Annotated in this window: 24 protein-coding genes; 10 read left to right on the plus strand and 14 right to left on the minus strand. The window is 71.6% G+C overall.

What is annotated here, in order from left to right; genetic code table 11:
• Positions 1-53: 53 nt before the first annotated feature.
• Positions 54-767, plus strand: a complete 714-nt coding sequence (locus ABH920_RS19650; protein WP_370350487.1) for a hypothetical protein — start codon at positions 54-56, stop codon at positions 765-767.
• A gap of 46 nt (positions 768-813) precedes the next feature.
• Here the strand turns inward: ABH920_RS19650 and ABH920_RS19655 are convergent, their stop codons facing one another.
• Positions 814-1,170, minus strand: a complete 357-nt coding sequence (locus tag ABH920_RS19655) for a VOC family protein (RefSeq protein WP_370350488.1) — start codon at positions 1,168-1,170, stop codon at positions 814-816.
• Positions 1,171-1,251: 81 nt separating this feature from the next.
• On the opposite strand from ABH920_RS19655, the gene ABH920_RS19660 reads away from it, so the two are divergent.
• Positions 1,252-1,701: a MarR family winged helix-turn-helix transcriptional regulator gene (locus ABH920_RS19660; RefSeq protein ID WP_370350489.1), complete on the plus strand. Its 450-nt coding sequence runs from the start codon at positions 1,252-1,254 to the stop codon at positions 1,699-1,701.
• A gap of 18 nt (positions 1,702-1,719) precedes the next feature.
• On the opposite strand, the gene ABH920_RS19665 is transcribed toward ABH920_RS19660, so the two are convergent.
• A complete protein-coding gene (locus tag ABH920_RS19665; RefSeq protein ID WP_370350490.1) occupies positions 1,720-2,427 on the minus strand; it encodes an AIM24 family protein in 708 nt (235 codons plus the stop codon).
• 163 nt (positions 2,428-2,590) lie between these two features.
• Between ABH920_RS19665 and ABH920_RS19670 the strand changes: the two genes are divergently transcribed.
• Positions 2,591-3,598, plus strand: a complete 1,008-nt coding sequence (locus ABH920_RS19670; protein ID WP_370350491.1) for an ATP-binding cassette domain-containing protein — start codon at positions 2,591-2,593, stop codon at positions 3,596-3,598.
• Complete coding sequence (locus ABH920_RS19675) at positions 3,595-4,467, plus strand: ABC transporter permease (RefSeq protein WP_370350492.1); 873 nt, start codon at positions 3,595-3,597, stop codon at positions 4,465-4,467. The genes ABH920_RS19670 and ABH920_RS19675 overlap by 4 nt, the downstream gene beginning before the upstream one ends.
• Positions 4,468-4,480: 13 nt before the next feature.
• Here ABH920_RS19675 and ABH920_RS19680 read toward each other — a convergent pair whose 3' ends face one another.
• The 9 genes from ABH920_RS19680 to ABH920_RS19720 all read right to left on the minus strand — a co-directional run bounded on the left by ABH920_RS19680 (position 4,481) and on the right by ABH920_RS19720 (position 15,139).
• Entirely contained in the window at positions 4,481-7,969 is a 3,489-nt protein-coding gene (locus tag ABH920_RS19680) for a BTAD domain-containing putative transcriptional regulator (RefSeq protein WP_370350493.1), read from the minus strand.
• A gap of 186 nt (positions 7,970-8,155) precedes the next feature.
• Complete coding sequence (locus ABH920_RS19685) at positions 8,156-9,112, minus strand: methylenetetrahydrofolate reductase (RefSeq protein ID WP_370350494.1); 957 nt, start codon at positions 9,110-9,112, stop codon at positions 8,156-8,158.
• A 73-nt stretch (positions 9,113-9,185) separates the two neighbouring features.
• Entirely contained in the window at positions 9,186-9,971 is a 786-nt protein-coding gene (locus ABH920_RS19690) for a hypothetical protein (RefSeq protein WP_370350495.1), read from the minus strand.
• A 50-nt stretch (positions 9,972-10,021) separates the two neighbouring features.
• The gene (locus ABH920_RS19695) at positions 10,022-10,225 is read right to left on the minus strand and encodes a hypothetical protein (protein WP_370350496.1); all 204 of its coding nucleotides are present in this window, start codon (positions 10,223-10,225) and stop codon (positions 10,022-10,024) included.
• Between the two features lie 28 nt (positions 10,226-10,253).
• Positions 10,254-11,228 carry a hypothetical protein gene (locus ABH920_RS19700; protein WP_370350497.1) on the minus strand — a complete coding sequence of 325 codons (975 nt, stop codon included), beginning with the start codon at positions 11,226-11,228 and terminating at the stop codon, positions 10,254-10,256.
• Positions 11,225-11,605, minus strand: coding sequence for a PadR family transcriptional regulator (locus tag ABH920_RS19705; RefSeq protein ID WP_370350498.1), 381 nt, complete (start codon positions 11,603-11,605; stop codon positions 11,225-11,227). The genes ABH920_RS19700 and ABH920_RS19705 overlap by 4 nt, the downstream gene beginning before the upstream one ends.
• A 64-nt stretch (positions 11,606-11,669) precedes the next feature.
• On the minus strand, positions 11,670-12,962 hold the full coding sequence (locus ABH920_RS19710; protein ID WP_370350499.1) for an ArgE/DapE family deacylase: 1,293 nt from the start codon (positions 12,960-12,962) through the stop codon (positions 11,670-11,672).
• Positions 12,963-12,992: 30 nt separating this feature from the next.
• On the minus strand, positions 12,993-13,685 hold the full coding sequence (locus tag ABH920_RS19715) for a response regulator (protein WP_370350500.1): 693 nt from the start codon (positions 13,683-13,685) through the stop codon (positions 12,993-12,995).
• Positions 13,682-15,139 (minus strand): sensor histidine kinase, encoded by a 1,458-nt coding sequence (locus tag ABH920_RS19720; protein ID WP_370350648.1) that lies wholly within the window; start codon positions 15,137-15,139, stop codon positions 13,682-13,684. Before ABH920_RS19720 ends, ABH920_RS19715 begins: the two co-directional genes overlap by 4 nt.
• A gap of 258 nt (positions 15,140-15,397) precedes the next feature.
• Here ABH920_RS19720 and ABH920_RS19725 point away from each other — a divergent pair, with 258 nt between their 5' ends.
• The 4 genes from ABH920_RS19725 to ABH920_RS19740 all read left to right on the plus strand — a co-directional run bounded on the left by ABH920_RS19725 (position 15,398) and on the right by ABH920_RS19740 (position 20,709).
• On the plus strand, positions 15,398-16,294 hold the full coding sequence (locus tag ABH920_RS19725) for an ABC transporter ATP-binding protein (RefSeq protein WP_370350501.1): 897 nt from the start codon (positions 15,398-15,400) through the stop codon (positions 16,292-16,294).
• Positions 16,291-17,700: an ABC transporter permease gene (locus tag ABH920_RS19730; RefSeq protein ID WP_370350502.1), complete on the plus strand. Its 1,410-nt coding sequence runs from the start codon at positions 16,291-16,293 to the stop codon at positions 17,698-17,700. The genes ABH920_RS19725 and ABH920_RS19730 overlap by 4 nt, the downstream gene beginning before the upstream one ends.
• A gap of 96 nt (positions 17,701-17,796) precedes the next feature.
• A complete protein-coding gene (locus tag ABH920_RS19735; protein ID WP_370350503.1) occupies positions 17,797-18,978 on the plus strand; it encodes a hypothetical protein in 1,182 nt (393 codons plus the stop codon).
• A gap of 120 nt (positions 18,979-19,098) precedes the next feature.
• Positions 19,099-20,709 carry a PstS family phosphate ABC transporter substrate-binding protein gene (locus ABH920_RS19740; RefSeq protein WP_370350504.1) on the plus strand — a complete coding sequence of 537 codons (1,611 nt, stop codon included), beginning with the start codon at positions 19,099-19,101 and terminating at the stop codon, positions 20,707-20,709.
• A gap of 75 nt (positions 20,710-20,784) precedes the next feature.
• Here ABH920_RS19740 and ABH920_RS19745 read toward each other — a convergent pair whose 3' ends face one another.
• The gene (locus tag ABH920_RS19745; RefSeq protein ID WP_370350505.1) at positions 20,785-21,459 is read right to left on the minus strand and encodes an MFS transporter; all 675 of its coding nucleotides are present in this window, start codon (positions 21,457-21,459) and stop codon (positions 20,785-20,787) included.
• Positions 21,456-22,067, minus strand: coding sequence for a helix-turn-helix domain-containing protein (locus ABH920_RS19750; protein ID WP_370350506.1), 612 nt, complete (start codon positions 22,065-22,067; stop codon positions 21,456-21,458). The genes ABH920_RS19745 and ABH920_RS19750 overlap by 4 nt, the downstream gene beginning before the upstream one ends.
• A gap of 453 nt (positions 22,068-22,520) precedes the next feature.
• On the opposite strand from ABH920_RS19750, the gene ABH920_RS19755 reads away from it, so the two are divergent.
• A complete protein-coding gene (locus ABH920_RS19755; RefSeq protein WP_370350507.1) occupies positions 22,521-23,498 on the plus strand; it encodes a GlxA family transcriptional regulator in 978 nt (325 codons plus the stop codon).
• A 143-nt stretch (positions 23,499-23,641) separates the two neighbouring features.
• On the plus strand, positions 23,642-24,640 hold the full coding sequence (gene gap, locus ABH920_RS19760) for a type I glyceraldehyde-3-phosphate dehydrogenase (protein ID WP_370350508.1): 999 nt from the start codon (positions 23,642-23,644) through the stop codon (positions 24,638-24,640).
• 25 nt (positions 24,641-24,665) lie between these two features.
• Here the strand turns inward: gap and ABH920_RS19765 are convergent, their stop codons facing one another.
• Positions 24,666-26,090 (minus strand): MFS transporter, encoded by a 1,425-nt coding sequence (locus ABH920_RS19765; protein WP_370350509.1) that lies wholly within the window; start codon positions 26,088-26,090, stop codon positions 24,666-24,668.
• Positions 26,091-26,200: the final 110 nt, after the last annotated feature.

Here is a 26,200-nt window from a genome sequence, read left to right on the forward strand (position 1 = left end):
TCGGTGCGGCGGGATGCGCCGGCGGGGCCTCGACGACGCGGGCGGTCGGTTCCGTGGCTGCCTCGTCGACCGCCGCTGCGAACTCGTCGGCTTCGGCTTCGGCGTCCTCGGCGGCGTCGCCTTCCTCGGCCGCCGCCACCCCTCCCGTACCCACGACAGCGCCGACAATTTCCTACGTCGGCGAACTCCTGACCCGCATGAATGCCGACATGGCGTCGGCGACCAGCGTGCGCGTCACGGGCAGCTTGACCGTCGACGGGCAGAAGGCGTCGCTCGACGTCGCGCTGAACACCGCCGGGGGCGCCTACGGCACCGTCCATACCGCTCAGGGCGACCTGATCCTCCTGCGGGCCGGTGGCAAGGACTACGCGCAGGTCACGGACGACTTCATCAAGCAGCAGAACATCCCGCGGGGCTCGGCGTCGCTCGTCCTGGGCAAGTACGTGCTGCTGGATGCCGCTGAGAGCCAGGGCTTCGACCAGTTCCTGGACCTGAAGGCGTTCCTCGCCGTCGTCTCCACGACGAGCACGGATGGCGACACGATCACCGGCGCCACGCAGATCGCCGGCACTCCCGTGGACATCGTCGCCGGCGCCGACGGCTCGACGTTCTACGTGGCCACCCAGGGCAAGGCGCTGCCGCTGCGGGTGGCCGGCGGTGGGGACACCTCGGGCCAGATCGACTTCCTCGGGTGGAACACCGATCTGCGCATCCCCGGGGTCCCGCCGGCTTCCGAGGTCATCGACGCGAGCAAGTTCGCGTCCTGACGCGCGGCGGAGCGTGCCCGCACCGTTAGTCGTCAGCCGTCAGCCGTCAGCCGTGCAGTGTGACGACGTACCCGTCCGGGTCGGCGAACGCGAACGTCCGCCCGAACGGGCCGTCGAACGGCGCGGTCACGATCCGCACGCCGTGCTCGGCCAACTCGTCGTGGATCTTCTCGACGTCCTCGGCCTTGAACCACAGCGCGACGCCCCAGCCGAGCTTGTCGACGGTGTCCAGGTCGGCCAGCGCGTCGCGTACCGCGAACGGGACCGGCTGGGTGTCGAAGACCACCGCGTGCGGCGGGGAGAAGGCCGCGCGGGCGAGTCCGAGCCGCTCCTCGTAGAAGCGCGCGGAGGACTCCAGGTCGTGGACCTGCAGCGAGATGAACGACGGTCCGATGACAGCCATGAGGGAGCACCTTTCAATATCAGGAAACCTGATACTGAGACTACGCCGCCGCGTCGTCCTGTGCAAGGTAACCTGATACTCGTGGAGACCACCGACCGGCCCGGATACCTGATCAAGCAGGCCCAGCTCGCGCTGAACGCCCAGATGTCCCGCGCGCTGCACGAGCGGGGCGTCACCCTCTCGCAGTTCGCCGTGCTCACCGCCCTGGCCGACGAACCGGGCCTGTCCAACGCCGAGCTGGCGCGCCGCGCGTTCATCACCCCGCAGAGCATGAACGAGAACCTGCGCGAGCTCGAAGGGCGTACCTGGATCCGGCGCACCCGGCATCCCGCGCACGCCCGGATCCTGCAGACCGAGCTCACCGACGAGGGGCACGCGACGCTCCAGGCCTGCGACGCCGCGGTGACCGTCATCGAGCAGCAGATGCTCGCCGGGCTCGACGCCGAACAGCGCCGCGAACTCGTCGCGGCGCTGCACAGCTGCATCGCTGCCCTGAAACCCGCGCAGCCGGACGCGCCCGAAGCGCGGTGAACCACCGAAAGGCGCGCTCTACCGGTCGTTCCCATTGGGCTGCGGCAGATACGGCTCCAGCGAATGCGCCAGGTTCGGCAGCGGCATCGACTGCAGCCAGATCTGCCCCGGCCCGGTCAGCGCCACCAGGAACAGCCCGTCGCCGCCGAACACCTTGTTCCGGATGCCCGGCACCGTCGTCATCGTGAACTGCACGCTCGACTCGAACATGCCGATGTGCCCGGGGTGCACCAGCATCTGCTGGCCCTGCCCCAGCGTGTAGTGCGACAGCTCCCCGGACAGCTCGATCCAGGCCCGGCCCTGGCCGTCGAGCCGCTGGAGCACGAAGCCCTCGCCGCCGAACAGGCTGCGGCTGAACGTCTTCTGGAACGCGACCGTGGCGGAGACCCCCGGCGTCGAGGCCAGCCAGCCGTGGCGGTGCACGATCATCGGCAGATGCGGCTGGACGTCCACCGGCATGATGTGGCCCGGCACCTTCGAGGCGAAACACAGCAGCGCCGTACCGCCGCCGGTGGCGTCGTAGCGCGTCATGAACAGCCCGCCGCCGCCCGCCACCCGCTTCAGCCCGGCCATGAAGCCGCGCCCGCCGCCGGAGTTCATGGTCTGCGACATCTGCACGTTCGGCGACATCCACGACAGCTCGCCGTGCGGCGAGATGATCGACTCACCCGGAGTCAGCAGGAACTCCAGCACCGGCATCGTGGTGCCCTTGACGTTGGCTTGCACAGCCGCCTCCCCTGATCGCGCCCGTTTCGGGGATCTTTGTCGCGCGGCGGTGCCGCCCCCCTCGCACACCATAGCGATACCGCCGTGTAGCCGCCGTGAAGCCGGCGCCGCCTAACTTCCCCCGTGTGAGCCACCGAGCAACAAGGGTGTGAAGGAGCGCGACATGACGACAGCCGCCACCGCCGTAGAGGCGATCGGGCTGCGCAAGGATTTCGGCAGGTTCCGTGCGGTCGACGGTATCGATCTGGAGGTCCGCCAAGGCGAGATCTTCGGCGTCCTGGGCCCGAACGGAGCCGGCAAGACGACGGCGTTGCGCATGCTCGCCACGTTGCTGCCGATCGACGGCGGCCAGGCCCGGCTGTTCGGCGTGGACGTGGCCCGCGAGCCGCACCGCATCCGGCAGCTGATCGGCATCACCGGCCAGTACGCGTCGGTCGACGAGGACATGACCGCGACTGAGAACCTGTGGATGTTCGGCCGGTTGCAGGGCCTGCGTTCGGCCGACGCGCGCGCCACAGCGCGCCGGCTGCTGGAGCAGTTCGGGCTCGAAGAGGCCGCGGACCGGCCGATCGCGCAGTTCTCCGGCGGCATGCGGCGCCGGCTGGACCTGGCCGCGAGCCTGATCACCCGGCCGCCGCTGATCTTCCTCGACGAGCCGACGACCGGCCTGGACCCGCGGACCCGCGGCCAGATGTGGGACACGATCCGCGGCCTGGTCACCGAGGGCTGCACCGTGCTGCTCACCACGCAGTACCTCGACGAGGCCGACCAACTGGCCGGCCGGATCGCCGTCCTGGACCGCGGCCGCAAGGTCGCCGAGGGCACCCCGGAGCAGCTGAAGGCCTCGGTCGGCAACTCGACGCTCCAGCTCCAGCTGTCCCCGGGCGCCGACGAGGAGCAGGCCCGGCAGGTCGTGACCCGGGTCGCCGGCGCCGAGCCGGTGCTCACCCCGGAGTCGGGCCGGATGAACGTCCCGCTGGACACCGCCGACCGGGCCGCCGACGTGCTGATCGGGCTGCGCCAGGCCGGGGTGTCGATCATGTCGGTCAGCGTGGCCCAGCCGACGCTCGACGAGGTCTTCCTCGCGCTCACCGGCCACGGCACCGACTCCGGCGACGACACAGCCCACGCATCGACCGCGACCAACGACACCGTCCGGGAGAACCAGTGAACACCGCAACGAACACCGCAACCACAGCTCTGACGGCGACCGCCCCCGCAGTACCACTCCACACCGTCGACCCCGCCGCCGCGGTCGCCGCCGCCCGCGCGCACAGCACCCCCGCCGAGATCGTCGGCCAGACGCTGATCATGGCCTGGCGCGCGCTGAAGAAGATGCGCCGCAACCCCGAGCAGTTCTTCGACGTCACGATCCAGCCGCTGCTGTTCACCGCGATGTTCGCGTACATCTTCGGCGGCGCGATCTCCGGCGGGGTGAAGGCGTACCTGCCGGTGCTGATCCCGGGCATCGTGGCCCAGACCGTCCTGACCACCTGCATGTCGACCGGCGTGCAGCTGCGTGAGGACATGGAGAAGGGGGTCTTCGACCGCTTCAAGTCCCTGCCGATGGCCCGGATCGCGCCGCTGGCCGGCCCGATGGTCGCCGACCTGGTCCGCTACCTGATCGCCGCCGGCCTGACCTTCGTCGCCGGGCTCGTCATCGGCTACCGGCCCGGCGGCGGCGTGTTCGGCGTGCTCGGCGCGATCCTGCTGGCGATCGTCACCGGCTGGTCGCTCGCGTGGATCTTCACCTGGTTCGGCACCATCACGAAGAGCGCCAAGTCCGTGCAGGGCATCTCGATGCTGATCCTGTTCCCGCTGACGTTCCTGTCCAACGCGTTCGTGCCGGTCCAGACCCTGCCGCACTGGCTCGCCGACTTCGTCAAGGTCAACCCGGTCTCGCACCTGGTGTCCGCGACGCGCGCGCTGGCCAACCACGGCGTGGTCAGCGGCGAGGTCGGGTGGACGCTGCTGGCGTGCCTGGCGGTGATCGTGGTCTTCGCGCCGCTGTCCACCTGGAGCTACCGCCGGCACATGTAGCGCGGGGGAGACGTCAGCAGTCTCCTGACCCGTCGGCCGAGGGCAGCCGCCGCGCCGCCTCCCGGGCCTCGGCCAGCAGGTCGGGCGGACGGCGGTCGGCGTACTCGGCGCGCCGCTCGTGGAGCCGGGCGGGCAGTGCCTTCTCCGCCTCCGCCGCGATCCGCTCCCACGCCATCGACGGCAGCATCCGGTTGTACGCGAACCGGTCGGCGAGCGCGAGCAACCGCAGCGCGTCCGCCGCCGGTGCGGCCCGGTGCAGCAGGGCCCACGCGCCGAGCGCGAGCAGCAGCAACCCGGCGGCGGGGTAGTCCAAGCGCTCGTTGTCCTTGGTCAGGACCTTGAGCGCGTTGGCGCGGCAGATCGAGAACCGTTCGCTGCCGTACACCCGGTCGTCGTCGGCCGCGTACCAGGCGTACGCGTTCAGTACGAGCGCGTCGCCGAAGTAGCTCCACAGCTCGGTTCCGGACCGCATGGCGTCGGGGAGCTCGTTCCGGCGCATCCAGGCCGCGCTTTCGCGGTACAGCCGCAGGCCGCCTTCGGGATCGCCGGAGGCGAGCAGGAGTTCGGCGCGGCCGATGTGCGCGAAGACGTCCGTGCCGTACGAGGCCACGCGCACCTCGATGCGGTCGATCCGGGCCAGTTCCTCCCGAGCCCGGGTCAGACGCCCCTCGCTGATGTCGCAGAGCACGAGCAGGGCGCGCAACTGCGCCTCGTCCTCGTTGGCGCCGAGCCGTTCCACCACCGGCAGCGCGGCCCGGGCGTGCATGACGGTGGCGGCGCTGTCGCCGAGCTGCATGCTCAGCTCCGCCAGCAGCGCGTGCGGCATCGCCGTGGCCCAGGGGCCGAGGTCGGGATCGGCGCCCGAGCCGGATCGGGCGCCGGAGCGCGAACCTGTGCTTGAACCAGAACCAGAACCAGAGCCTGCGCCTGAACCAGAACCAGAACCTGAACCAGAACCTGCGCCTGAACCAGAGCCTGCGCCTGAACCTGAACCAGAACTGGTGCCAGAACCAGAACCGGCGCCTGAACCAGAACCGGCGCCTGAACCAGAACCAGCGCCTGAACCAGAACCTACGCCTGAACCAGAACCAGCGCCGGAGTTCGAACCCGCGCCCGAACGGGACTCCGCCAGCGCCAGCACCCGCTCGGCCGCGGCCAGCGCGCCGACCAGATCGCCCTCGTTCTCGCAGTGCCGGCTGAGCCACAGGCTGGCGATCGAGGCGGTGTGCCAGTCGGCGTCGGCGGCCTCGGCGGCCAGCTCGCGCAGCCGCGCCGGAAACGCCTCGTCGACCTCGGGGGAGCAGGTCAGCAGCACCTTGACCAGGGCCGCGACATACCCATCGGCGCCGGACGCGGGCCCCAGCCGGCGCAGCACGGCGAGCAGGTCCGCGTTGTACTCGCCGGGCAGCGCCAGCGAGTTGTTCAGCGCGATCGCCACGGCGGCGCGTGCGGCGTCCGCGAGCTCCGGCGGCGGTTCCCAGTCGGCCAGCGCGTCCCGCAACGCACTGCCGAGCACGAACATCCGGATGTGCTCGCCGCGCATCATCCACATCGTGCCGAGCGCGGCGACGAGCTGGACCAGGGAGCCCCGGTCACCGTCGGCGAGCGCCCCGCGTACTTCGTCGGCGAGGTTGGTCTCCTCGACGCCGAGCGCGTCGATCGCCGCGAACTGCCCGGCTCCGGCGAAGCGCAGCCGTTGCGCGCCCACATACGCCACAGCCCACTCGCGCTGGGCCGCGCGGGCCTGGTCCTCCTCGCCGGCCTCCGCCAGCTTCATCCGGCCGAACTCGCGCACCGTCTCCAGCATCCGGTAGCGGACGCCGGCCGCGTCCTCGCGCACCGTCACCAGCGACTGGTCGACCAGGCCTCGCACGACGTCCACGACATCCACGGCGTCCACGGCGTCCACGACATCCACTGCCTCGGATCCGAGCACTGATTCGGCCGCCCGCAGCGTGAACCCGTCGTGGAACAGCGCCAGGCGGCGCAGCGCGCGCTTCTCGGCGTCGTCGAGCAGGTTCCACGACCACTCGATGACCGCCAGCAGCGCCCGATGCCGGTCCGGCGCGCTCCGGTCGCCGCCGCGCAGCAGGGCGAAGCGGTCCTGGAGCCGCCGGTCGATCTCCTCGACCGCCATCACCCGGACCTTCGCGGCGGCCAGTTCGATGGCCAGCGGCAGGCCGTCGAGCCGGCCGACGATGCCCGCGACGACCCGCTCGTCGAGCCGGGCGTCCGGCCGCGCGGCCCGGGCCCGCTCGCCGAACAGCCGCACCGCGTCGGCCGCACCGAGCTCGCCGAGCGGGTAGACGCGCTCGGCCGCGATCGCCAGCGGCGCCCGGCTCGTGGTCAGCACCCGCAGATCGGGCGTCGCGGCGACCAGGAACGCGACCAGATCGGCCGCCGCCCCGATCAGGTGCTCGCAGTTGTCCAGCACCAGCAGCCCGGGCACCTGCGCCAGTTGCTGCGCGAGGCGGGCCCGGAAGTCCGCCTGCTGCCGCGCGGTCAGGGTCGTGCGGCCACTGACCGAATCGCGCACCCCGAGCACCGACCCGACCTCCACCGCCAGATCCTCGGCCGACGTGATCCCGGCCAGCTCGACGAAGTAGACCGCCGCCTGCTCGGCCTGCCGCGCCACGACCTGCGCCAGCCGCGTCTTGCCGAGCCCGCCGGCCCCGACGACGGACACCACGCGCGCCCCGGCCAGCGCGGCCCGCAACCGCGCCAGGTCCTCGTCCCGGCCGATGAGCTCGGTCGCGTCGTAGCGCAGACCGTGGCGGACCGGCCGATCGAGCGCCAGCAGGCCGCGCTGCACACGCCGCAGCGTCTCGCCGGGATCGGTGCCGAACGCCTCGCGCAGGTCGCGGCGGTGGCGCTCGAAGCGGTCGAGCGCCGCGGCCGGGCCCCGGACGGCACCTTCGCTGCGGAGGAAGTCGGCGAGGAGCGATTCGTCGTGCGGGGACGCGGCATGCGCCGACTCCAGCGCGGGCAGGGCTTGCGCGTGCGCGCCGGTGCGGCTGGCGGCCCGCGCCGCGATCGTCCGCGCGGCAGCGAGGCCTTCGGCTGCGGCTCGGCGAATCTCAGCGAGGGGGCCGGACTCGTCACCGGTCCGCGAGCCATGGTCCAGCGCGAGGGTCAGGGCCTCCCGCGCCAGCTCCGCCGCGCGGGCCGGGTCGTCGTCGAGCACGGAGGCCGCGTCGCGGACCAAGCGCGACAGGCGACCGCTGTCGACGTCATCCGCCCCGACGCCGAGCCGGTATCCGACGCCGTCGCGGACGACGGCATCCGGCCCGCAGGCGCTGCGCGTCCGCGACACCAGCACTTGCAGGGCCTTGAGCCCGTTGCCCGGCGTCGTATCGCCCCACACCAGACCGATCAGCTCCGCCGACCCCACCGGCCGGCCGCCCCGCTGCGCCAACGCCGCCAACAGCGCCCGCGGACGCTCACCCACGACGGGGACGCCGCGCCAGCGGACGTCGTCGAGCAGGGTCAGCGCGATACTCACCGGCCAAGTTTAGATGCGCGGGAGGAGGATCCGATCAGCGCCGGGTCACGGGTCAAGACCGGGCGGAGTCCGCCCCCACAATCCTAGTCCGGCCATGAACAGCAACAAGACGCAGAGCCGTGACCGCGAAAACCACCGTCACCCGAACCACGAACTGCGGCCGGACCCCCCGGCGCCGCGGCCCGGTCACACCTGGCCCGGCTCGGACGGCCGTCCGCGGCCCAGCATCCCGCTCAGCTCGCCGGCGAGCGCGACCGAGGCCTCGATCTCGACCTTGCGGATGGACACGCTCTCCACCAGGAAGCCGAACGGCGTGCCGAGCTTGCGGCAGAAGGCGATCAGGTCCCTGGCGTTCGTCAGGCACTGCTGGTAGGACTCGGCCAGCGTGTCGTCGGCGTGGCGGAGGGAGTTCTCGAGCCAGCGGGGGACGTCGACGCCGAGCCACTTGAGGAACGTCAGCGTCTTCGCCGAGCCGCACACCGAGAGCGTGAACAGGACCGGCCTCGGCTCGATTCGCTGCTCGCGGCAGGCGTAGTAGTAGTCGGAGACCATGCTCTTCGCCGCGTCGGCGTTGTAGACGACCTGCGAGATGAAGTACGAGCATCCCGCCTGCTGCTTGGCGATCAGCCGCAGGTGCTCCTCGGGGCGTTCGGTGATGGCGACGCCGCCGAGCAGCAGGTCCGGACGCACGTCGCGGCGCAGAGCCTGCGCCTCGGACAGACGGGTCCGCACCGTCTTCGCCTTCGACGACGCCCCGACGAAGACCGACAGCACACGGTCCGTGTCGGTGGTCTCCAGCCAGGTCCGCAGCTCCGACTCCGGGTACTTGCCAACGCACCGGTAGATCACCGCCGGACGGTTCCACTCGCCGAGGTACTCCGCGTGGTACACGGCCGGATCGAGGGTCGGCAGGTAGGGGAACGGCCGCTCCGCCGGATTGCGGTCGCTCTCGTCGTCGATGTCGTACAGCGCCAGACCGTCCACGGTGAGGAAGTCCAGCCGTGCCAAGGTGGCCGCCGTGATCTCCCGGATCCGCTCCGGCGCGGTGCTCAAGCGGGGCGGCGTGATGCCGAACAGGACGATGCCGCTCTCGGCGTCGGTCACCAGCGTCCGGAGATCAGCGTTGTCACTGTGGTCCACCATGAGCCGGAAGTTAGCAGCCCTTCTACCGGGCGGCAGACGGACGTCACTCTGTGAGACCGGCGCTCGGCGCTCGCTACTCCCGCTCCGCCCACACCGACAGCCGCCACGCCATCTCCCCGGAAGCCGGAACCCGCGCCTGCGCGTCCGGCCCCGCCTTCGCCAGGTCGAAAGCCCGCCCCAGCATCGGCTCGATGCCCACGCTCCGATACGGCGCCCCCGCCGGCCAGCCCTCGAGATTGCGCCACAGCGCGGTCGAGACCGGTTCGGCGTCCGCCTCCAGGCGCAGCGTCAGCCGGTCGGCGCCGTCGGCGACCGTGACCTCGCCGGTGGCCAGGGTCGCGGCGGTCGCGCTGCCGTCGGCCGCGCCCAGCAGATCCAGCCGGGTGCCGGCGGGCGCGGGCCAGGGGCCGGTGGCGATCGGGTCCGCGTCCTCGAACACCGTCGTCGACACGCCGGCCGGCACCACGACGCGCGCCTGCTCCGACAGGTCCAGCAGTGCGTGCGCGGCCCACAGGAACCCGAATCCGGGGTCGGCGGCCAGCCGGTAGTCGGCCACCACCACGCCGCCGGCCTCGGTCAGGGTGCGCGTCAGCTCATACCGCTCGGTCGCCACCATCGCCGCGCCGTCCGCACGCCGGGCCCACGGCCTCGCCCACACCTCGCCATGGTCCGGCGCGCCGCTGATCGTCGGGAAACACTCCTCCAAGCCGCCGGCGTCGGCGAACTCGTCGCCGGGCGCGGCACCCGCCCGGCGCGGCTCGTCCCGGTGCCACAGCCACTCCCGCCCGCCGCCGGACAGCGACGTCCAGCGGCCGCCGTGCTCCAGGTCGGTCAGGACTTTCAGGCCGACCGCGCTCACGGTGCCTCCAACGATCGGAAAGATGAGTTGTCGGCCCGTACTTTGCCGCCTCAGGCTCGTCCGCGTCCACGCAGACAGCCGTCGAGCAGCGTCGCCGTCGCCTCGGGTGCCTCCACGGGGAAGTGATGGCTGCCGAGGTCCGTGAGCACGATGTCGAACCGGTCGCCGTAGCGCTCCAGTGCTTCGGGCGCCACCAGGTCGCGGATCGCGATCACGGTGATCGGCGGCTTCGTCTCCAGCAGCGCGGCGTCCATATACCGGTACTGGCTCAGGGCTGAAGGCCTACGCGGCTTCGCCGCCGCGCGCGGTGGTGCGTCGTTGGTAGAGCGTGAAGGCGAGCGATGCCAGTGCCACGCACATCAGGGCGAGCTCGCAACCCAGAGCCAGTTCGACGTAGAACGTGTCTCGCGGCGAGTCTGACAGCCTGGGAGACGCCCCTGTCGCGTAACGCAGCATCGTCCCCCCGAATTCGGGCAGGCCGGCCAGTGCCAGCGCTGCCGGCCAGACCGCCGAGGACCTGACGCGCCAGAGCGCCACGATCAATGCCGCCGCGTAGAGCAGCGCCGGCAACCCCGGGGTGTGGGAGATGCCATCGAACTCCCACATCAGGTCGTCGACGGTCTTTCCCCGGATCCAGAAGGCTACCGCGATCGCGGCCAAGGCCGTGTACCACCAGACGCTCCCGGTGACGCGTGGCGCTCCGCGGTGGAATATGACGACGGCTACTGCGAGGACCAACAGCGGTGTGAAGACGGAGAAACCGCCGTACGACCACATACTGGCCAAGCTCCAGTACTGCCACTGTATGTTATGCAGCACGTAAGCGCCGTAGGCGACGCACAAAGCCCGTCCGCTCCAGGACCATCCCTGAATGAGCGCCGCGATGATACCGGCCTGCAGGAGTACGGGGATGAAGGAATAGCCGATGCGCGCGCCGAAGGCGTTCCACTGCATCAGAAGCCCGAACTGGAACACGAGGTAGACCAGGACGGCTCGGCGCGCGATGTCCGCGGCCAGTTTTCCTCTCGACCCTCCCGTGTCGGCGATGGTGAGCCGTAGACGGAGGCCGAGCATCGCCACGGACAGCACCTCGCGTGCCTTGGGCTTGCTCTGTCCGGGCTTCGCGCCGTCCATGAGCACCGCGAGCATTTCCTCGGCGTGCTGGGCCTGGTAGGTGCGCGGCAGCAGTCTGAGGACTTTGCGATAGTCCTTCTCCAGCGCGTCGCTCGTATTGCTCGTGTCCTTCACGGTGCTCATATTGCGCCGCCCTTCGTGTCCAGCTTCGAGTCCAGCCCGGTGCCGCGGGCTGGCGTCGTGAACTTCTTCAGCCGCGAGATCGCCACCGCCGCGTCGGCCGCCATGCGGCTCGCCTCGGCGGCCAGGACGGCGGCGCCGGCGTCGGTGAGGCGGTAGTACCTGCGCAGGCGGCCGTTCTCGACTTCGTCGCGGTGCGGTTCCACCAGGCCGTCGTCCGACAATCGGGTGAGGGCTCCGTAGAGGGTGCCGATGCGCAGGTCGACGCGGCCGTCGGTGATGCGGCGGACCTCTTGGACGATGCCGTAGCCGTGGCGGGGTTCGTCGATCAGGGCCGTGAGGATCAGGAACACCGGCTCCGTTCTGCCCAGTGGTTTCATGGGAGAAGATATATCGGCTTGCGATATATGAGCGCAAGGTGCCTGGTGCGGAAGCGCAGGCGTGTCAGAGTGCGGACGCGCGCAGAACCGTGAGCACGAGCGTCCGGGCGACCGCGACGATCTCCGCCACCGCGACCTGCTCCCGCGGGCTGTGCGCGAGTTCGACGTCGCCCGGGCCGAACTGCAACGTCGGGATGCCGGCCGCCGAGTACAGGCGCAGGTCGCTCCCGTACGGCACGCCCCGCTCGCGCGGACGCGGGCCGCCGGTGAGGTCGGCGTGCGCGGTCTGCACCAGGTCGCGCAAGGGGTGGTCGGCGGGCAGCCGGCCGCTGGCGAACTGGCCGCCGGTCCAGGTCACCACTGCCGGGTGGTTCCGCAGCCAGGGGTCTTGCGCGCAGGCCTCTGCGACGCCGGACTCCAGGTCGGCGCGCGCCGCGGCCGGGTCCTCGCCGAGCCGGACGCCGAGCCTGCCCTCGGCGACCAGGAGGTCGGGCACGCTGCTCACCCAGCCGCCGGCCTGCAGGGTGCCGACGGACAGCGCGTAGGGGATCGGGTACTCGGCCATCAGCGGGTCGAGCGCGGCGCGGTCGTTGCGGCGGGCCTCCAGCCGCGCCAGTGCTGTGTGGATCGGCAGGTAGGCGTCGATCGCGCTGACGCCGACGTCGCGGGTGCTGGCGTGCGTGGCCTTGCCGGGGACCTCGATGCGGAACGTCAGCGCGCCGGCGTTCGCGGTCGCGAGGGTGCCGGAGGTCGGCTCGGTGATGATGCACGCGTCGCCGGTGTGGCCGCGTCGCAGGGTGCCGAAGGCGCCGAGTCCGCCGTCCTCCTCGCCGACGACGAAGTGCGCGGCGAGGCGTCCGCGCAGGCGCACGCCGCTGGCTCGGATCGCGGCGAGCGCGGCGAGGTTGGCGGCCAGGCCGGCTTTCATGTCGCAGGCGCCCCGGCCGTGGATCACCTCGCCGGTCGCGGCGTCGCCGGTGACGCGCGGCGTGAAGGGGTCGCCGTCCCACAGCGCGAGGTCGCCGGCCGGGACGACGTCGACGTGGCCCTGCAGGATCACGGTCGGCCCGTCGGCGTGCTCCGGCGTGGTCGCGACCAGACCCCACGCCTCCTGCCGCGGCGCCTCGGTGCCCGGGAAGCCGGGGTCGGCGCGGAGTTCGGACAGGTCCATCGGCCACAGGTCGACGTCCAGGCCGAGCCCGTCGAGCCGGCGAGCCAGCGTGTGCTGGAGCTCGGATTCGGCCGCGCTGCCGGTGACGCTGGGGACGGCGATGAGGTCGCGCAGGGTGGTGGCGATGCCGGGTTCGTCGAGGGCGGCGAGGGCGGCGGATTCGTCGGCGGTGAGGGTGGGAGGCACGCGTGGTCCTTCCGTCGGGGCGTGGTCGCCTTACTGGTCGCGGATCGAAGACACCAGGCCCTGCTGATAGGCGAAGGCGACGGCCTGCGCACGGTCCCGGGCGCCGATCTTCGGCAGCAGGTGGTTGATGTGGCTCTTGACGGTCGTCTCGCTGACCGCCAACCGCTGCGCGATCTCGGCGTTGGCCAGGCCTCGTGCGATGAGCTCCAGCACCTGCGCCTCGCGCGGCGTCAGCCCGGCCGGCAGCGGCGGGTCCGCCTGCGTCTCCGTCGCTGTCGTCGTCGGTGCGGCGGCGATCGCCGCGATGGCATCCACGACGTGATGCTGCACCGCCGGATCGAGCACGGAGCGGTCGTCGACGACGTCCCGCAACGCCTGCTCGATCTGCTCACCGCCGGCATCCTTGGTGAGGTAGCCGCGTGCGCCGGCGCGCAGCGCGTCGAGGACCGAGCGGTCGTCGGCATAGGTGGTCAGCACGATCACCTTGATCCGCGGACACTCCTCCCGCAACACCCGGATCGCCGCCACCCCATCGCGCCGAGGCATGCGCAAATCCATGAGCACGACATCAGGACTCAGCCGATGCGCCATGTCGATCGCCTCATCCCCATCAGCGGCTGTCCCCACCACCTCAACCCCCGGCAACAACCCGAGAACCAGCGCTAACCCCTCCCGCACCACCCGCTGATCATCAGCGGCCAGCACCCGAATCACCGCCCTCACACCGGCACCCGCAACACGACCCGGAACCCGCCCCCGGTGGCGCCCGCGCTGAGCGTGCCGCCGAGGAGCTCGGCGCGCTCGCGCATGCCGGTAAGGCCGTAGCCGGTCGTGGCGGGCGCCGGAATCAGAGCCGGAGTTCCATGCGCCGCCACCGCACCAGCACCAACGCTCGCTTCCGAGCCGGCACTTGCCCCGGCGCTCATGCTTGCTGCCGAACTCATCCGCGCCCCCGAACTCGCCCCCGAGCCCGCACCTCCGCCGCTCGCCGCTGCATCCACCGAAGCTCGGGCCGGTGCCAGGTCAGCGGTTGCTGCCGAAACCATCGCCCCCGCGCCTGCCCTCGCTGCCGCGTTCACGCCGGCTGTCCCGCCGCCCGCCACCGCCCCCGCAGTCGCCGCCTCAGCCTCCGCCACCACCGCCCGCGCCGCGACCCCGTCCCCGCAGTCGAAATCCTCGACCGACAACAACACCTCGTCCGCCGCGTACGTCATCCGCACCTCGACCCGCGCGGCGCGCGCGTGCTTCACCACGTTCGTCAGCGCCTCCTGCGTCACGCGGTACACCGCCAGGCGCGCGTCGGGCGGGACTGTGCGGGGCGGGCCGGCGGCGGCGAATGTGCAGGGGATGCCGCTGTGCTGTTCGAACTGGCCCGTCAGGGTGCCGATGGCGTCCGGGCCGGGCAGCTGTTCGCCGCGCAGCATGCCGATCGCGTGCCGGGCTTCGGCGAGGCCGTCTTTGGCCAGTTCGTGGGCGCGGTTCACGACGTCCGGCAGGCGCGGGTCGTCGGGGGCGGCTCGGGCCAGCATGCGCGCGCCCTCCAGTTGCAGCATCAGCCCGGACAGCGAGTGCGCCAGCACGTCGTGCATCTCGCGCGCCAGGTGCTGGCGCTCGGCCATCGCCGCCGCGCGGGCCTGCGCGTCCCGGCTCTGCTCCAGCTCCGCCAGCAGCGCCTGGGCCTTGCACTTGGCGTCGCGCAGGCGCTGGAACATCGCCATCATCAGGCACACCGCGACGATCGGGAAGCACAGGACCGCGCTCTGCGCCAGCGACGTGTGCCGTTGCGCCTCGGCCGTGACCACCGCGAAGACGGCGACGGTGACGGCGGCCAGCGCCCGCGGCCGCTGGAACAGCCGGGCCGCGGCGATCAGCAGCAGCGTCCCCGCGCCGGGCAGCCCCGCGTTGCCGCGCTGCTGCACCCACAGCAGCGTGAAGGAGCCCGCCGCCAGCACCGCGACCAGCGGTATCAGCCGCCGTACCGGCGCCTCCAGGTTCACCACCGAGCCGAGCAGGCCGACGACCAGCGCGCCGAGCGCGACGGAGACCACCAGGCCGGCGCCGTGCCGGCCCGGGTGCGGATCGGTGCGCAGGGAGATCGCGATGCCGCCGATCGCCAGTCCCGTCGCCGACACGCCACGCAGGACGTACCGGTGGTCCTCCAGTCGCCAGCTCCCCATCAGGCTCACGATCAGGAGTGTAGGTCCCGGTCGCGGCGCGGTCATGGTGCGCAGGGTGGACATGATCCGCCGCACGCCTCCACCCACGGGTGGAAGCGGTCCGCCCGGCGCAGGAACCGGTCCGGCCCGCCGAAGTCCATCCGGGCGCCGATGACCGCGTGCCGGACCCGACCCGATACTCGGCTCATGCTCCTGACAAACGGCCCGTCACGCGGCCAGAAACGCATCCTGACCTGCGATCGGAGGTCTTGACCTCCCGTGCCCGGACCCCTGCGACTACGACACCTGACCCGCCGCTTCGGCGCGCTCACCGCGCTCGACGACCTGACCTTCGACGTCCCGGCCGGCCAGGTCACCGGCTTCCTCGGCCACAACGGCGCGGGCAAGACCACGACCATGCGCGCCGTCTTCGGCCTGACCGAGCTGGACTCCGGCGAGGTCCGCTGGGACGACGCGCCGCTGGGCCAGGACCAGCGCCGCCGCTTCGGCTACATGCCCGAGGAACGCGGCCTGTACCCGGCGATGCCGGTCGGCGACCAGCTCCGCTACCTCGGCCGCCTGCACGGCCTCAGCGCCCGGGCCGCCGAGCGCGCCGTCGACACCTGGCTGGAACGCCTCGGCCTGCCCGGCCGCGCCGCCAGCAAGGTCGAGGAGCTGTCCCACGGCAACCAGCAGCGCGTGCAACTGGCCGCCGCCCTCCTGCACGACCCGGACCTGCTGGTCCTCGACGAACCCCTGGCCGGCCTGGACCCGACCGGCATGGACGCGATCGGCGAGGTGCTGGTCGACCAGGCCCGCGCCGGCAAATGCGTGCTCTTCTCCAGCCACCAGCTCGATCAGGTCGAGGACCTGTGCGAGACCGTCGTCATCATCGCGCACGGACACCTGGTCGCGACCGGGACGGTGGACGAGCTCGCCGCCGGCGGCCCGCGCCGCCTCGTGGTGCGCGTCGAAGGAGACCGTGATGCCACGTGGGCCAAGGAGCTGCCGGGTGTCCACATCTCCGAATCGGAGCGCGGCGCCGTCCGCCTGGTCCTCGACGAGGAGACCGACAGCGACACGGTCCTGCGCGCGGCCATGACCGCCGGCCGGGTCACCGAATTCGTCTTCGAACGGCGCCGGCTGTCCGAAGTGTTCCGAGAGGCGATCGCGTGAAGAACTCCCTGCCGTTCGTGCTGCTGGCGATCAGCGTCACGGTGACGGCGATCCGCGTCCGGTCCCGCTTGCGGGCCAGAGCCACGAGGGATGCGAAGTCTGCGATAGGCGCCAAAGACGCGAAGCCCAAGCGCCCGGCGCGCGCCTGGCTCGACAGCGACTTCATCACCGCCTCCCCGCGCGCCCACGAACTCGGCCTGGTCGCCGGGCGGGAACTGCGCGAGCGCCTGCGCGGCCGCCTCTTCCGCGTCGGTACGCTGCTGATCCTGGCAGCGGTCGCGGCGGCGATCGTGATCCCGACCCTGCACAAGAACCACCCCACGCCGCAGAAGGTCGGCGTCGTCAGCACCCTGACACCCGTGGTGCGGTCCGCCGTCCAGGCCGCGGCCTCCGCCGCGGCCGCCGGCACCGGGACCACCGCCACCCTGATCACCGAACCGGACGCCGCCGCAGCGCGCGATGCCGTCCACGCCGGCCAGCTCACCGTCGCGGTCATCGACGACCCGAACCAGGGCGTGAGTCTGCTGGTCGACAAGTCCCCGGATTCGAAAGCCACCTCCGTCACGGCGCAGTTCGTCCGCTCGCTGTCCGTGGTGCTCGGCGAGGACGCGTCCTTCCAATCCGCAGGCCTCTCCCCACAGCAGGCAGCGCAGGTCGCCGACACCAAGCCGTTGTCGATCAGCAGCCTGCAACCGGCCTCCAAGAAGCCGTCCGGCGCGTTCTCGGTCATCGGCATCGTCCTGATCTTCATGATGCTGACGCAGTACAACACCTGGACGCTGATGGGGGTGATGGAGGAGAAGTCCAGCCGCGTCGCCGAGGTCCTGCTGTCCGCAGTCCGCCCCGCACGCCTGCTGACCGGCAAGGTGCTGGGCATCGGCGTCGCGGCCTTCGCTCAGGCGGCGCTGATCGTCACCTTCGCCTTGGTCCTGGCCGAATCGGTCGGCTCGACGCTGATGCGGGGGAGCGGACCGCTGGCCGTGGCCGCGTCCCTGACCTGGCTGTTGCTCGGCTACGCCTTCTACAGCTGGGTCTACGCCGCCGCCGGTTCCCTGGCCGAGCGCCGCGACCAGGTCCAGAGCCTGGCGCTGCCGCTGAGCATGCCGATCCTGTTCGGCTACGCGATCTCGCTGTCGACGATCACCGGCGGCGCGCCGTCCACGTTCTACCGCGTCCTGGCCTACCTGCCGCCGACCGCGCCCTTCGCGATGCCGACCTTGGTCGGGTTCGGCGACGTCGCGTGGTGGCAGTTCGCGGCCTCGGTCGTGATCAGCATCGCCGCGACGGTCGGCGTGGCGCGCTTCGCCGCCGTCGTGTACCGGCGCTCGATCCTGCGGACCGGCCGGCGCGTGGGCCTGCGCGATCTGTTCGGCGGCGGCCGCACGGCGTTCAGGGCCGCGAATTAAAACAGTGTTCTGCGAAGCTTTGCCTGATTCGCCGAACCGGCTCCTCTCCGGTGCCGTTTCACCCCCGGAAGCCACCATCGGCATAAGGGGAAGAGCATGCACCTACCGCGAATCAGCTCCGGCATCGCAGCGGCTGCCGTACTTGTGCTCGCAGCCGGGCCCGCCACGGCGGCCGGCGGATGGACGGCCGTCGCCGCGCCGCCGTCCGGGCAGAACGCGTTCCTGGTCGCCGCGGCCTCGACGTCGGACATCGACGCCTGGGCCGTCGGCAGCCAGGGTGGCGCCGGCACCACGAACCTCGGCTCCAAGGCTCTGATCGACCACTGGGACGGTACCGCCTGGGGCCAGTCGGCGGTGCCGGCGGTCGGCGAGCCGACGGCAGCGCTGGACGCGGTCAGCGCCAGCGGGCCTTCCGACGCCTGGGCCGTGGGGCAGATGCGGCAGCAGCGCTACCAGTTCCTGCCGCTGGCGCTGCACTGGAACGGCAGCGCCTGGAGCACCGTGAACATCAGTGTTCTGGGATCCACCGAAGTCCTCGGTGTCGCGGACGTCAGCCGCACCGACGCCTACGCCTTCGGCAGCTACACCCACAGCGGCCAGGCGGCGCACTGGGACGGGACCGCCTGGACCACCTTCTCGCCGCCTCAGCCCGCCAACAACAACATGGGCGCCAGCCTGACCGCGATCTCCGCTGACGGGCCCGACGACGTGTGGATGGTCGGCTCGGCGCTGGAGCAGATCGGTGCGAGCGCCTACCAGAACGAGCCGTACTCAGTGCACTGGGACGGTACGTCCTGGTCGCTCGTGCCGATGCCGCCGGTCGGCAGCAGCAACATCAACGCCGTTGACAACCTGTACGGCCTGAAGGCGAACAGCCCGACGGACGTGTGGGCCGTCGGCACGTCCGGCGTCATCGACTCCGTGGGGAGTTACAGCACCCTGATCGAGCACTGGAACGGAGCCACCTGGACCAAGGTCCCCAGCCCGAACGCGGGCACCGACCCGCTGCTGCACTCGGTGACTACCGCCGACGCGGCGAACAGCGTGTGGGCGGTCGGCGACGACGTGGTCCCCGGCACGACCCGGCGCCAGAGCCTGACGCTGCACTGGGACGGCAGCGTGTGGGCGGTCGTGGCCAGCCCGAACGCCGCCGGCGCGTCGACCACGCTCAGCGGTGTCACCACGACGCCCGGCGCGTCGATCGTGCACGCCGTGGGGTACTCGGACTCCGGGACCACGACCCCGCAGTACAACCCGTTCGCGCTGCGCAACGGCTGATTCCTGTACCGCGGAACCCGCCGTTATACCTGCCGCGAGACCCGCCGCGGCCCGCCGCGGTTCGCCGGGGATTTAGAACCCGTATACGCCGCTGTGGCCGGTGGTCCGTAACGTGCGGCTGTGAGAGCAGTCGCCGAGGGGCCGCTGGCCACCGTGAACAACTGGCTCAACCAGAACGTCGTGCCCGCGGGGGTGGTGACCGGCGCGGTCCTGGCCCTGGGCGGTGTCCTGTGGGCCACGCTGGTCAACCGGCGCCGGCTGACCTGGTCGGTGGTCTACGACGCGCCGATCAACATCGACGACCAGGATCTGTGGACGATCAAGTCCGCGCAGACCAACGAGGGCATCGAAGTGCCGCAGCTGGTGGTCCTGGAGATCCGCAACGCCGGGCTGCTGGAGGTCCGCGAGGAGGACTGGGACAGCCGGCTGAAGTTCGCCTTCACCGGCGTGACCGTCGTGGACCTGAAGGTCCGCAACGACAGCTCGCACCGGCGGCACGGCACCGAGAACACCGACGGCGTGCGCGACCGCGTGGAGAAGCAGCGCTCCGAGGACCGGCGCGCGGCGGAGCGGGCCCGGAAGCTCACCGCGCGGTCCAGCGACGACGAGCGGCGCGCGGTGGAGCAGGCCGAGCTCGTCAAGCTGTTCCCCAAGGAGGAGAACCGGATCCAGCTGCCGCCGTTCAACCTCAACCGCGGCGCGAGCTTCCAGGTCATGGCGCTGCTGGACGGCCCCCGGGAGCGCAACGCCCCGATCGGCATCGTCCGCTCCGGCGACGTCACCGGCGGCCGCATCCACCGGGCCGGCGGCAACCGGCGCCGCCGCACCGCCTGGCAGTCGCTCGTGGCGGTGGTGGCGCTGGTGGCCGGGATCGGCGCCGGCGTGTGGGTCTCCAACAGAGCCCTGACACCGCGGGCCCTGTGCGCCTCCGGGCAGCTCCAGCTGGAGGGCTCCACCGCCTTCGCGCCGATCGCCACCATCGCCAAGAACGCCTACGAGCAGCAGTGCCCGAACGCGCACATCAGCGTCTCCCCGGTCGGCAGCGGCACCGGCCTGGACCAGTTCGGAACGCAGCTCGGCGCGGCCCGGGAGCTGGCGATGGTGGACGGCCCGCCGGACACGACGCCGGCCGGCCTGACCCCGAAGCCGGTCGGCGTGGTCATCTTCGCGGTGGTGGCCAACCACGACGTGGCCGGCTCCCTGACCGCCGAGACGGTCCGCGGCCTGTTCACGGGCACCACGCCGCTGGGCACCTACAAGCTCGTCGGCCGCCCGGACGGCTCCGGTACCCGCACCGCGTTCCTGGACACCGTCGCGCAGACCCGCTCGAGCGTCGTGAGCGACACCCCTTGCCCCGCGTCGGACGACCCGGGCCCCAAGCCCAGCAGCTGCACCGCGGCGACCACCATGCAACTGCTCGCGTACGTCAACGCCACCCCCGGCGCCGTCGGCTACGCCGAGGCGGACGCGCTGCCGTTCTTCCCCTCGGTGGACGTGGTCGCCCTCGACGGCCGCCTCCCGACCCGCGACGACGCACTGCACCACGCGTATCCCTTCGTGGCCACGGAGAACCTGTTCGAAGCGGCGAACCGCTCGGACCTGGCGAACGACTTCGTGGGCTTCCTGACTTCGGACGCCATGGCCGGCCGGCTGCATGACGACGGGTTCATCCCGTGCTCGGAGATCGGGGGGGACGGACGTCTCGGGGATGTGCACCTGAGACCCGGCTGAGCATCTCCGGCGGCGCGTAGGCCTGCCGGAAGCTGGCGAAGACCACGTTGACCGCGACGACGCCGGCCACCAAGGCTATGGATCCGATGACGAAGAGCAGGACGCCAGGCTCCGAGGATCCCGCCCAGCGCTCCCGCTCCTGCCAGCGGGCCCACCAAGCCGGCCCGGACATGCAGGTCGTGAATGAGATAGAGGACCACGATCGACTGACAGGCGGTGAGCGCGAGGTTGGCGGCGGCGGCGAACGAGGCGATGCCCCGGAGGTAGGGGTCGCGGACGACGAAGCGGAATCCGTCCGCGACCTCGGTCCGCAGCGAGCGCTGATCGGCACGCGAGGAGCGGGGAGAATCGCCTGCGGATCCCGCATGCCCCGCACGCCGCGGCTATCGGCACGGTGATGAAGACCAGCGCCATCGCCAGGTCGCACAAGACCATCAGCGCGCGCCGGGGTATTCGCCCCACGCAAACCCCGGCCGGGAGACCGAACACCAACCACGGAAGCCATATCGCCGCCACCAACAGGCCCACCGCCAGCGGGCCCGCTTTCAAGTCGGTGACGGCCACGAGCGGCAGCGCGACGGTGGTGATGCTGCTGCCGGCGTTGCTGATCGTCTGGCCGCTCCACAGCAGCCGGAAGTTGCGGTCGGCGAGCAGGCCCCAGCGGGAGCGGCTTGCTTGGCCAGTCTGGCCGGCCGCGGGAGCGTCGAGCGGCGCGTGTTCGTGGTCTGATGCGGCGATGTTCGCGGTCACGGCGCGGCCGGCACCACGTGGCCGAAGGCCAGGACCGGCTCGCGTTCCTGGCCGTCGTCGGGCACGGGCCGGTGCGACCAGGCGTCGAACAAGGCGATCAGCTGCGCCCCGAACTCGCGAGCCTCGTCCGGGCTCAACCGCAACCAGGCCTCGGCCGAGACCGCGCAGTCCTCCCGCCACTGCTCCGGATACCCCGCCCGGCGCGCAGGCCACGATCGCGCCGCCGCTACGTGTCGATCCAGCATGAGCGAGCCGGCGGCGTCGGCGACCGCGGCATCCGCCGGACTGCCCTCGAAATCGGCGCGCGCCCACCGCATCTCCGCCGACGTCTGCCGCCACCAGCGCTCCCGCCGGTCCCGCGCCAGCTCGGGAACGTCCTCGACCAGCCGGGCTTCGGCGAGCACGCGCACGTGGTGGCTGACGTTGCCGACCGCCTCGTCGGTGCGCTCCGCGAGCATTCCCACGGTCGCCGGGCCGTCGACCGTGTGCAAGAGCTGTCGTGCGAGCGGAAAATCCGCTGCCGCCGGCGGCAGCGCTGCTCGTAGGCTTGCCGCATGGCGTATCCCGATGAGGAGGATGGCGTCGGGCTGAGCTTTCGCGGCGGACAACCCGATTGAGTTGCTGGGCCTCGTCACGGTTTACGAAGACGTGCAGCCGAAGGAAGACCAACCTTATTGGTGGCGCGAGAAAACCGATTGGAGCAGACCAACGCTGGGGGAACAACTCCTCGACCAGGCGATCGCCGTCGAGGAAGCCCGCGTGGCAGAGTTCGCCGCGCTGAGACAGAGCGACCCGCGAGCCTGGGGGCGGAGGCCCGCGCGGCCGTCGGAGAAGTCTGGGTCGGCGCCCTCAAAGAGGAGTTCTGGGTCCGAGGCTGATCGGGGCGACCAGCAGGGCCTGGATGACCAGCCTGCGCGCCGGCTCGGGAAACCTACCGGCTGAGCCTGTCGGCTGAGTCCGTCAGCTGATACCGGATCCGGTGCCATCGCCCAGGTCGTGACACCGGATCCGCCACTGGATCTTCGATAGAGTCCCGCCATGGCCATCCGGAGCGCCCAGCCATGACCGCCGACCACGCCTCCGCGCCGTCCCCCGGCCTGCGCCGCATCGCGGTCCTCGTCCTGGAGGGGGCGAAGCCGCTTGACGTCGGCATCCCCGCGCAGGTGTTCACGACCCGGGCCAGCATGCCCTACGAAGTGCGCGTCTGCGGTGCCGCGCCCGGGCTCGTGACCGGCGGCGACGGCCTCGCCTACCACGTCGCTCACGGCCTGGAGGCTGTGGCCTGGGCCGACATCGTCTTCATCCCCGGCTACCGCGTCCCGGACCGCGACGATCCGCCGCCGGCCGTCGTCGAGGCGCTGATCGCGGCGCACGATCGGGGCGCGCGGCTTGCCGCGATCTCCACCGGCGCGTTCGCGCTCGCCGCCACCGGCCTGCTCGACGGTAGGCGCGCCACCACGCATTGGCACTACACGCGGGCGCTCGCGCAGAAGCACCCGCGCGTCCACGTCGACGAGAACGTGCTGTTCGTCGACGAAGGCAGTGTCCTGACTTCGGCCGGCGCCGCCTCCGGGATCGACCTGTGCCTGCACATCCTGCGCGGCGACCTCGGTGTGGCCGCGGCGAACCACGCGGCCCGGCGCCTGGTCGCGGCGCCGTATCGCAGCGGCGGGCAGGCGCAGTACGTGCCGCGCAGCGTGCCGGAGCCGCTGGGGGAGCGGTTCGCCGCGACGCGCGAATGGGCCCTGCACCGGCTCGACGAACCGCTCAGTCTCGAATCCCTCGCCGAGCACGCGGCCGTCTCGGCGCGCACGTTCTCCCGCCGCTTCGTCGAGGACACCGGCTACACGCCGATGCAGTGGGTCATGCGGGCGCGTATCGACCTGGCCCGGGAGCTGCTGGAGCGGTCGCAGCGCGGCATCGAGCAGATCGCGCACGACGTGGGCCTGGGCACCGGCGCGAATCTGCGGACGCACTTCCAGCGCATCCTCGGCACGACTCCGAGCGAGTACCGCCGCACCTTTACGCGCGGCGAGTGAGGACGGCGGCCACCACCCGGTGTCCACCACCCGGTGTCCACCACCCCAAGCCCGTGGCGCGATCCTTTCGAACCATGGCGCCCACGCCACTGCCGGGCCCGATCGGCGCACGCGAAACTCATGGTGACGGAAAGGAAACAACCATGACTCGCATCGCCATCAACGGATTCGGCCGCATCGGACGCAATGTCCTGCGTGCCATGCTGGAGCGCGGCAGCGGCCTGGAGGTCGTCGCGGTCAATGACCTCACCGACCCGGCCGCCCTCGCGCGCCTCCTCGCCTTCGACACTACCGCCGGACGGCTCGGCCGCCCGGTGAGCGTCGACGGAAACGTCCTGGTCGTCGACAACCGGCGGATCACCGTGCTTGCCGAGCGGGAGCCGGACCAGTTGCCGTGGGCGGACCTCGGGGTCGACATCGTGCTGGAGTCGACCGGCCGGTTCACCTCGGCCAAGGCCGCCGGTGCCCACCTGACCGCGGGGGCGAGGAAGGTACTGGTCAGCGCGCCGTCGGACGGGGCGGACGTCACGCTCGCGTACGGGGTCAACACAGAGGTCTACGACCCGGCCCGGCACACGATCGTCTCCAACGCCTCGTGCACGACCAACGCGCTGGCGCCGCTGGCCGCAGTGCTCGACGACCTCGCCGGTATCGAGCACGGGTTCATGACCACGGTCCACGCCTACACGCAGGAGCAGAACCTGCAGGACGGTCCGCATCGGGACCCGCGGCGCGCGCGTGCCGCCGGCGTCAACATCGTTCCGACCACGACCGGCGCGGCCAAGGCGATCGGGCACGTGCTGCCCAACCTGGACGGCAAGCTGTCGGGCGACTCGATCCGGGTGCCGGTGCCGGTCGGTTCGATCGTCGAGCTGAACACCACCGTGGCGCGTGACGTCACGCGCGAGGATGTGCTGGCCGCCTACCGTGACGCTGCTCAGGGCCCGCTCGCCGGCATTCTGGAGTACTCGGAGGACGCGCTCGTGTCGTCCGACATCGTCGGGTGCTCGGCCTCGGCGATCTTCGACTCGGCGCTCACCCGGGTCGAGGGGCGGCACGTCAAGGTGGTCGCCTGGTACGACAACGAGTGGGGCTTCTCCAACCGCGTGGTCGACACGCTGGAACTTCTCGCCGCGGGCTGAGGTTACGGACTGCGGGGCTACGACGCTACGAGGCCTCGTTGGCCGGGACGGCGGTCCGTATGCGGCGCACGCGGGCCCCGGCGTCGGGGTGCATGCGCAGCGCCGTGCCGGTCACGCACAGCGAGAACAGCGTCAGGATGAGGAACGCGACGGTGTAAGCGGTCCGCGCGTCCGGGGTTCCCGGCAGCAGGTGCCCGAGCGGGCCGCCGGCGCGCAGGGCGATGGTGGACACGGCGATCGCCAGGCCGGCGGACATCTGGAAGGCGGTGGCGGCGATGGAGTTGGCGTCGCGCATCTGCTCCGGGGCCACGTCGCTGAACGACACCGTGCTGAACGCGGTCAGCGCCACCGAGCGGGCGATGCCGCTGATCAGGACGACGGCGCAGGTCAGGACGATTGGGGTGGTGGCGGTGAGCAGGCCCGCGGCGGCCATCGCCGCCGCCATCGCCAGCGTGGAGGCGACCAGGACCGGCCGGAAGCCGAAGCGGTTGAGCAGCGGGGTGGTGCTCGGCTTGATGCCGATGTTGCCCACGAAGATGAACAGGACGACCGCTCCGGATTTCACGGAGCTCCAGCCGAAGACGTTCTGGAAGAGCAGCGGCATCAGGAACGGCCCCGCACCGACGACGATCCAGAACAGCGAGCCGCCGCTGACCGACGCGCGCAGCGTGGGGATTCGCAGGACCCGGAGGTTCACCAGCGGCGCCTCGGCCCGCAGCAGGTGGCGCGTGGCCGCCGCGAGCAGCGCGAGCGAGACCACGGCGGTGGCGATGGCGGCGGTCCAGGAGATGTGCGCGTCGGAGAACAGGTGGCCGGCGTAGGTGAGGCCGCCGAGGCCCGCGCAGGTGAGGACGACGCCGAGCCGGTCCAGGCGCGGCGGCCGCTCGGTCGGTGTCGCCTCGACGACGCGCCAGGCGATCGCGAAGGCGACGACGCCGAGCGGGATGTTGATGCCGAACATCCACGGCCAGGACGCGTAGGTGGTGATCAGGCCGCCGGCCAGCGGCGCGACGACCGGCGCCATGAGGCCGGGCCACACGACGTAGGCCATGAGCCGCATCAGGTCCGACTTCTCGGCGCCGGCCAGCACGATCAGCCGCCCGACCGGCACCATCATCGCGCCCCCGAAGCCCTGCACCACCCGCATCGCGACCAGCACCGGCAGCGTCGTGCTCAGCGCGCACCCGAGCGAGGCGAGCGTGAAGACCGCGATCGCGGCGAGGAACACCGGCCGCGTGCCCCAACGCCGCGTGAGCCACCCGCTGAGCGGTATGAGCGCGGCGAACGTGAGCAGGAACGAGGTGATGACCAGCCCGATGGCGGCGGAGCTGACGTGCAGCGACCGCGCCATCTGCGGCGCGGCGGTGGTGACGATGGTCCCGTCGAGCATTTCCATGAAGAAACACCCGGCGACCAGGAGTGCCTTGGCGCGATGCGACTTGTCGATCATGAGCGTGCCCTTCCTGCGGTGCCGGGGCGGGGGCGCGGCGGCGGTTTTAGAGTAGACGCAACGTTGCGTCTACTCAAGGCGCGCTGGTGAGGGCCGGGGTGCGGTGGGAT

It is taken from the genome of Catenulispora sp. EB89, assembly GCF_041261445.1.
Classification (GTDB): Bacteria; Actinomycetota; Actinomycetes; order Streptomycetales; family Catenulisporaceae; genus Catenulispora.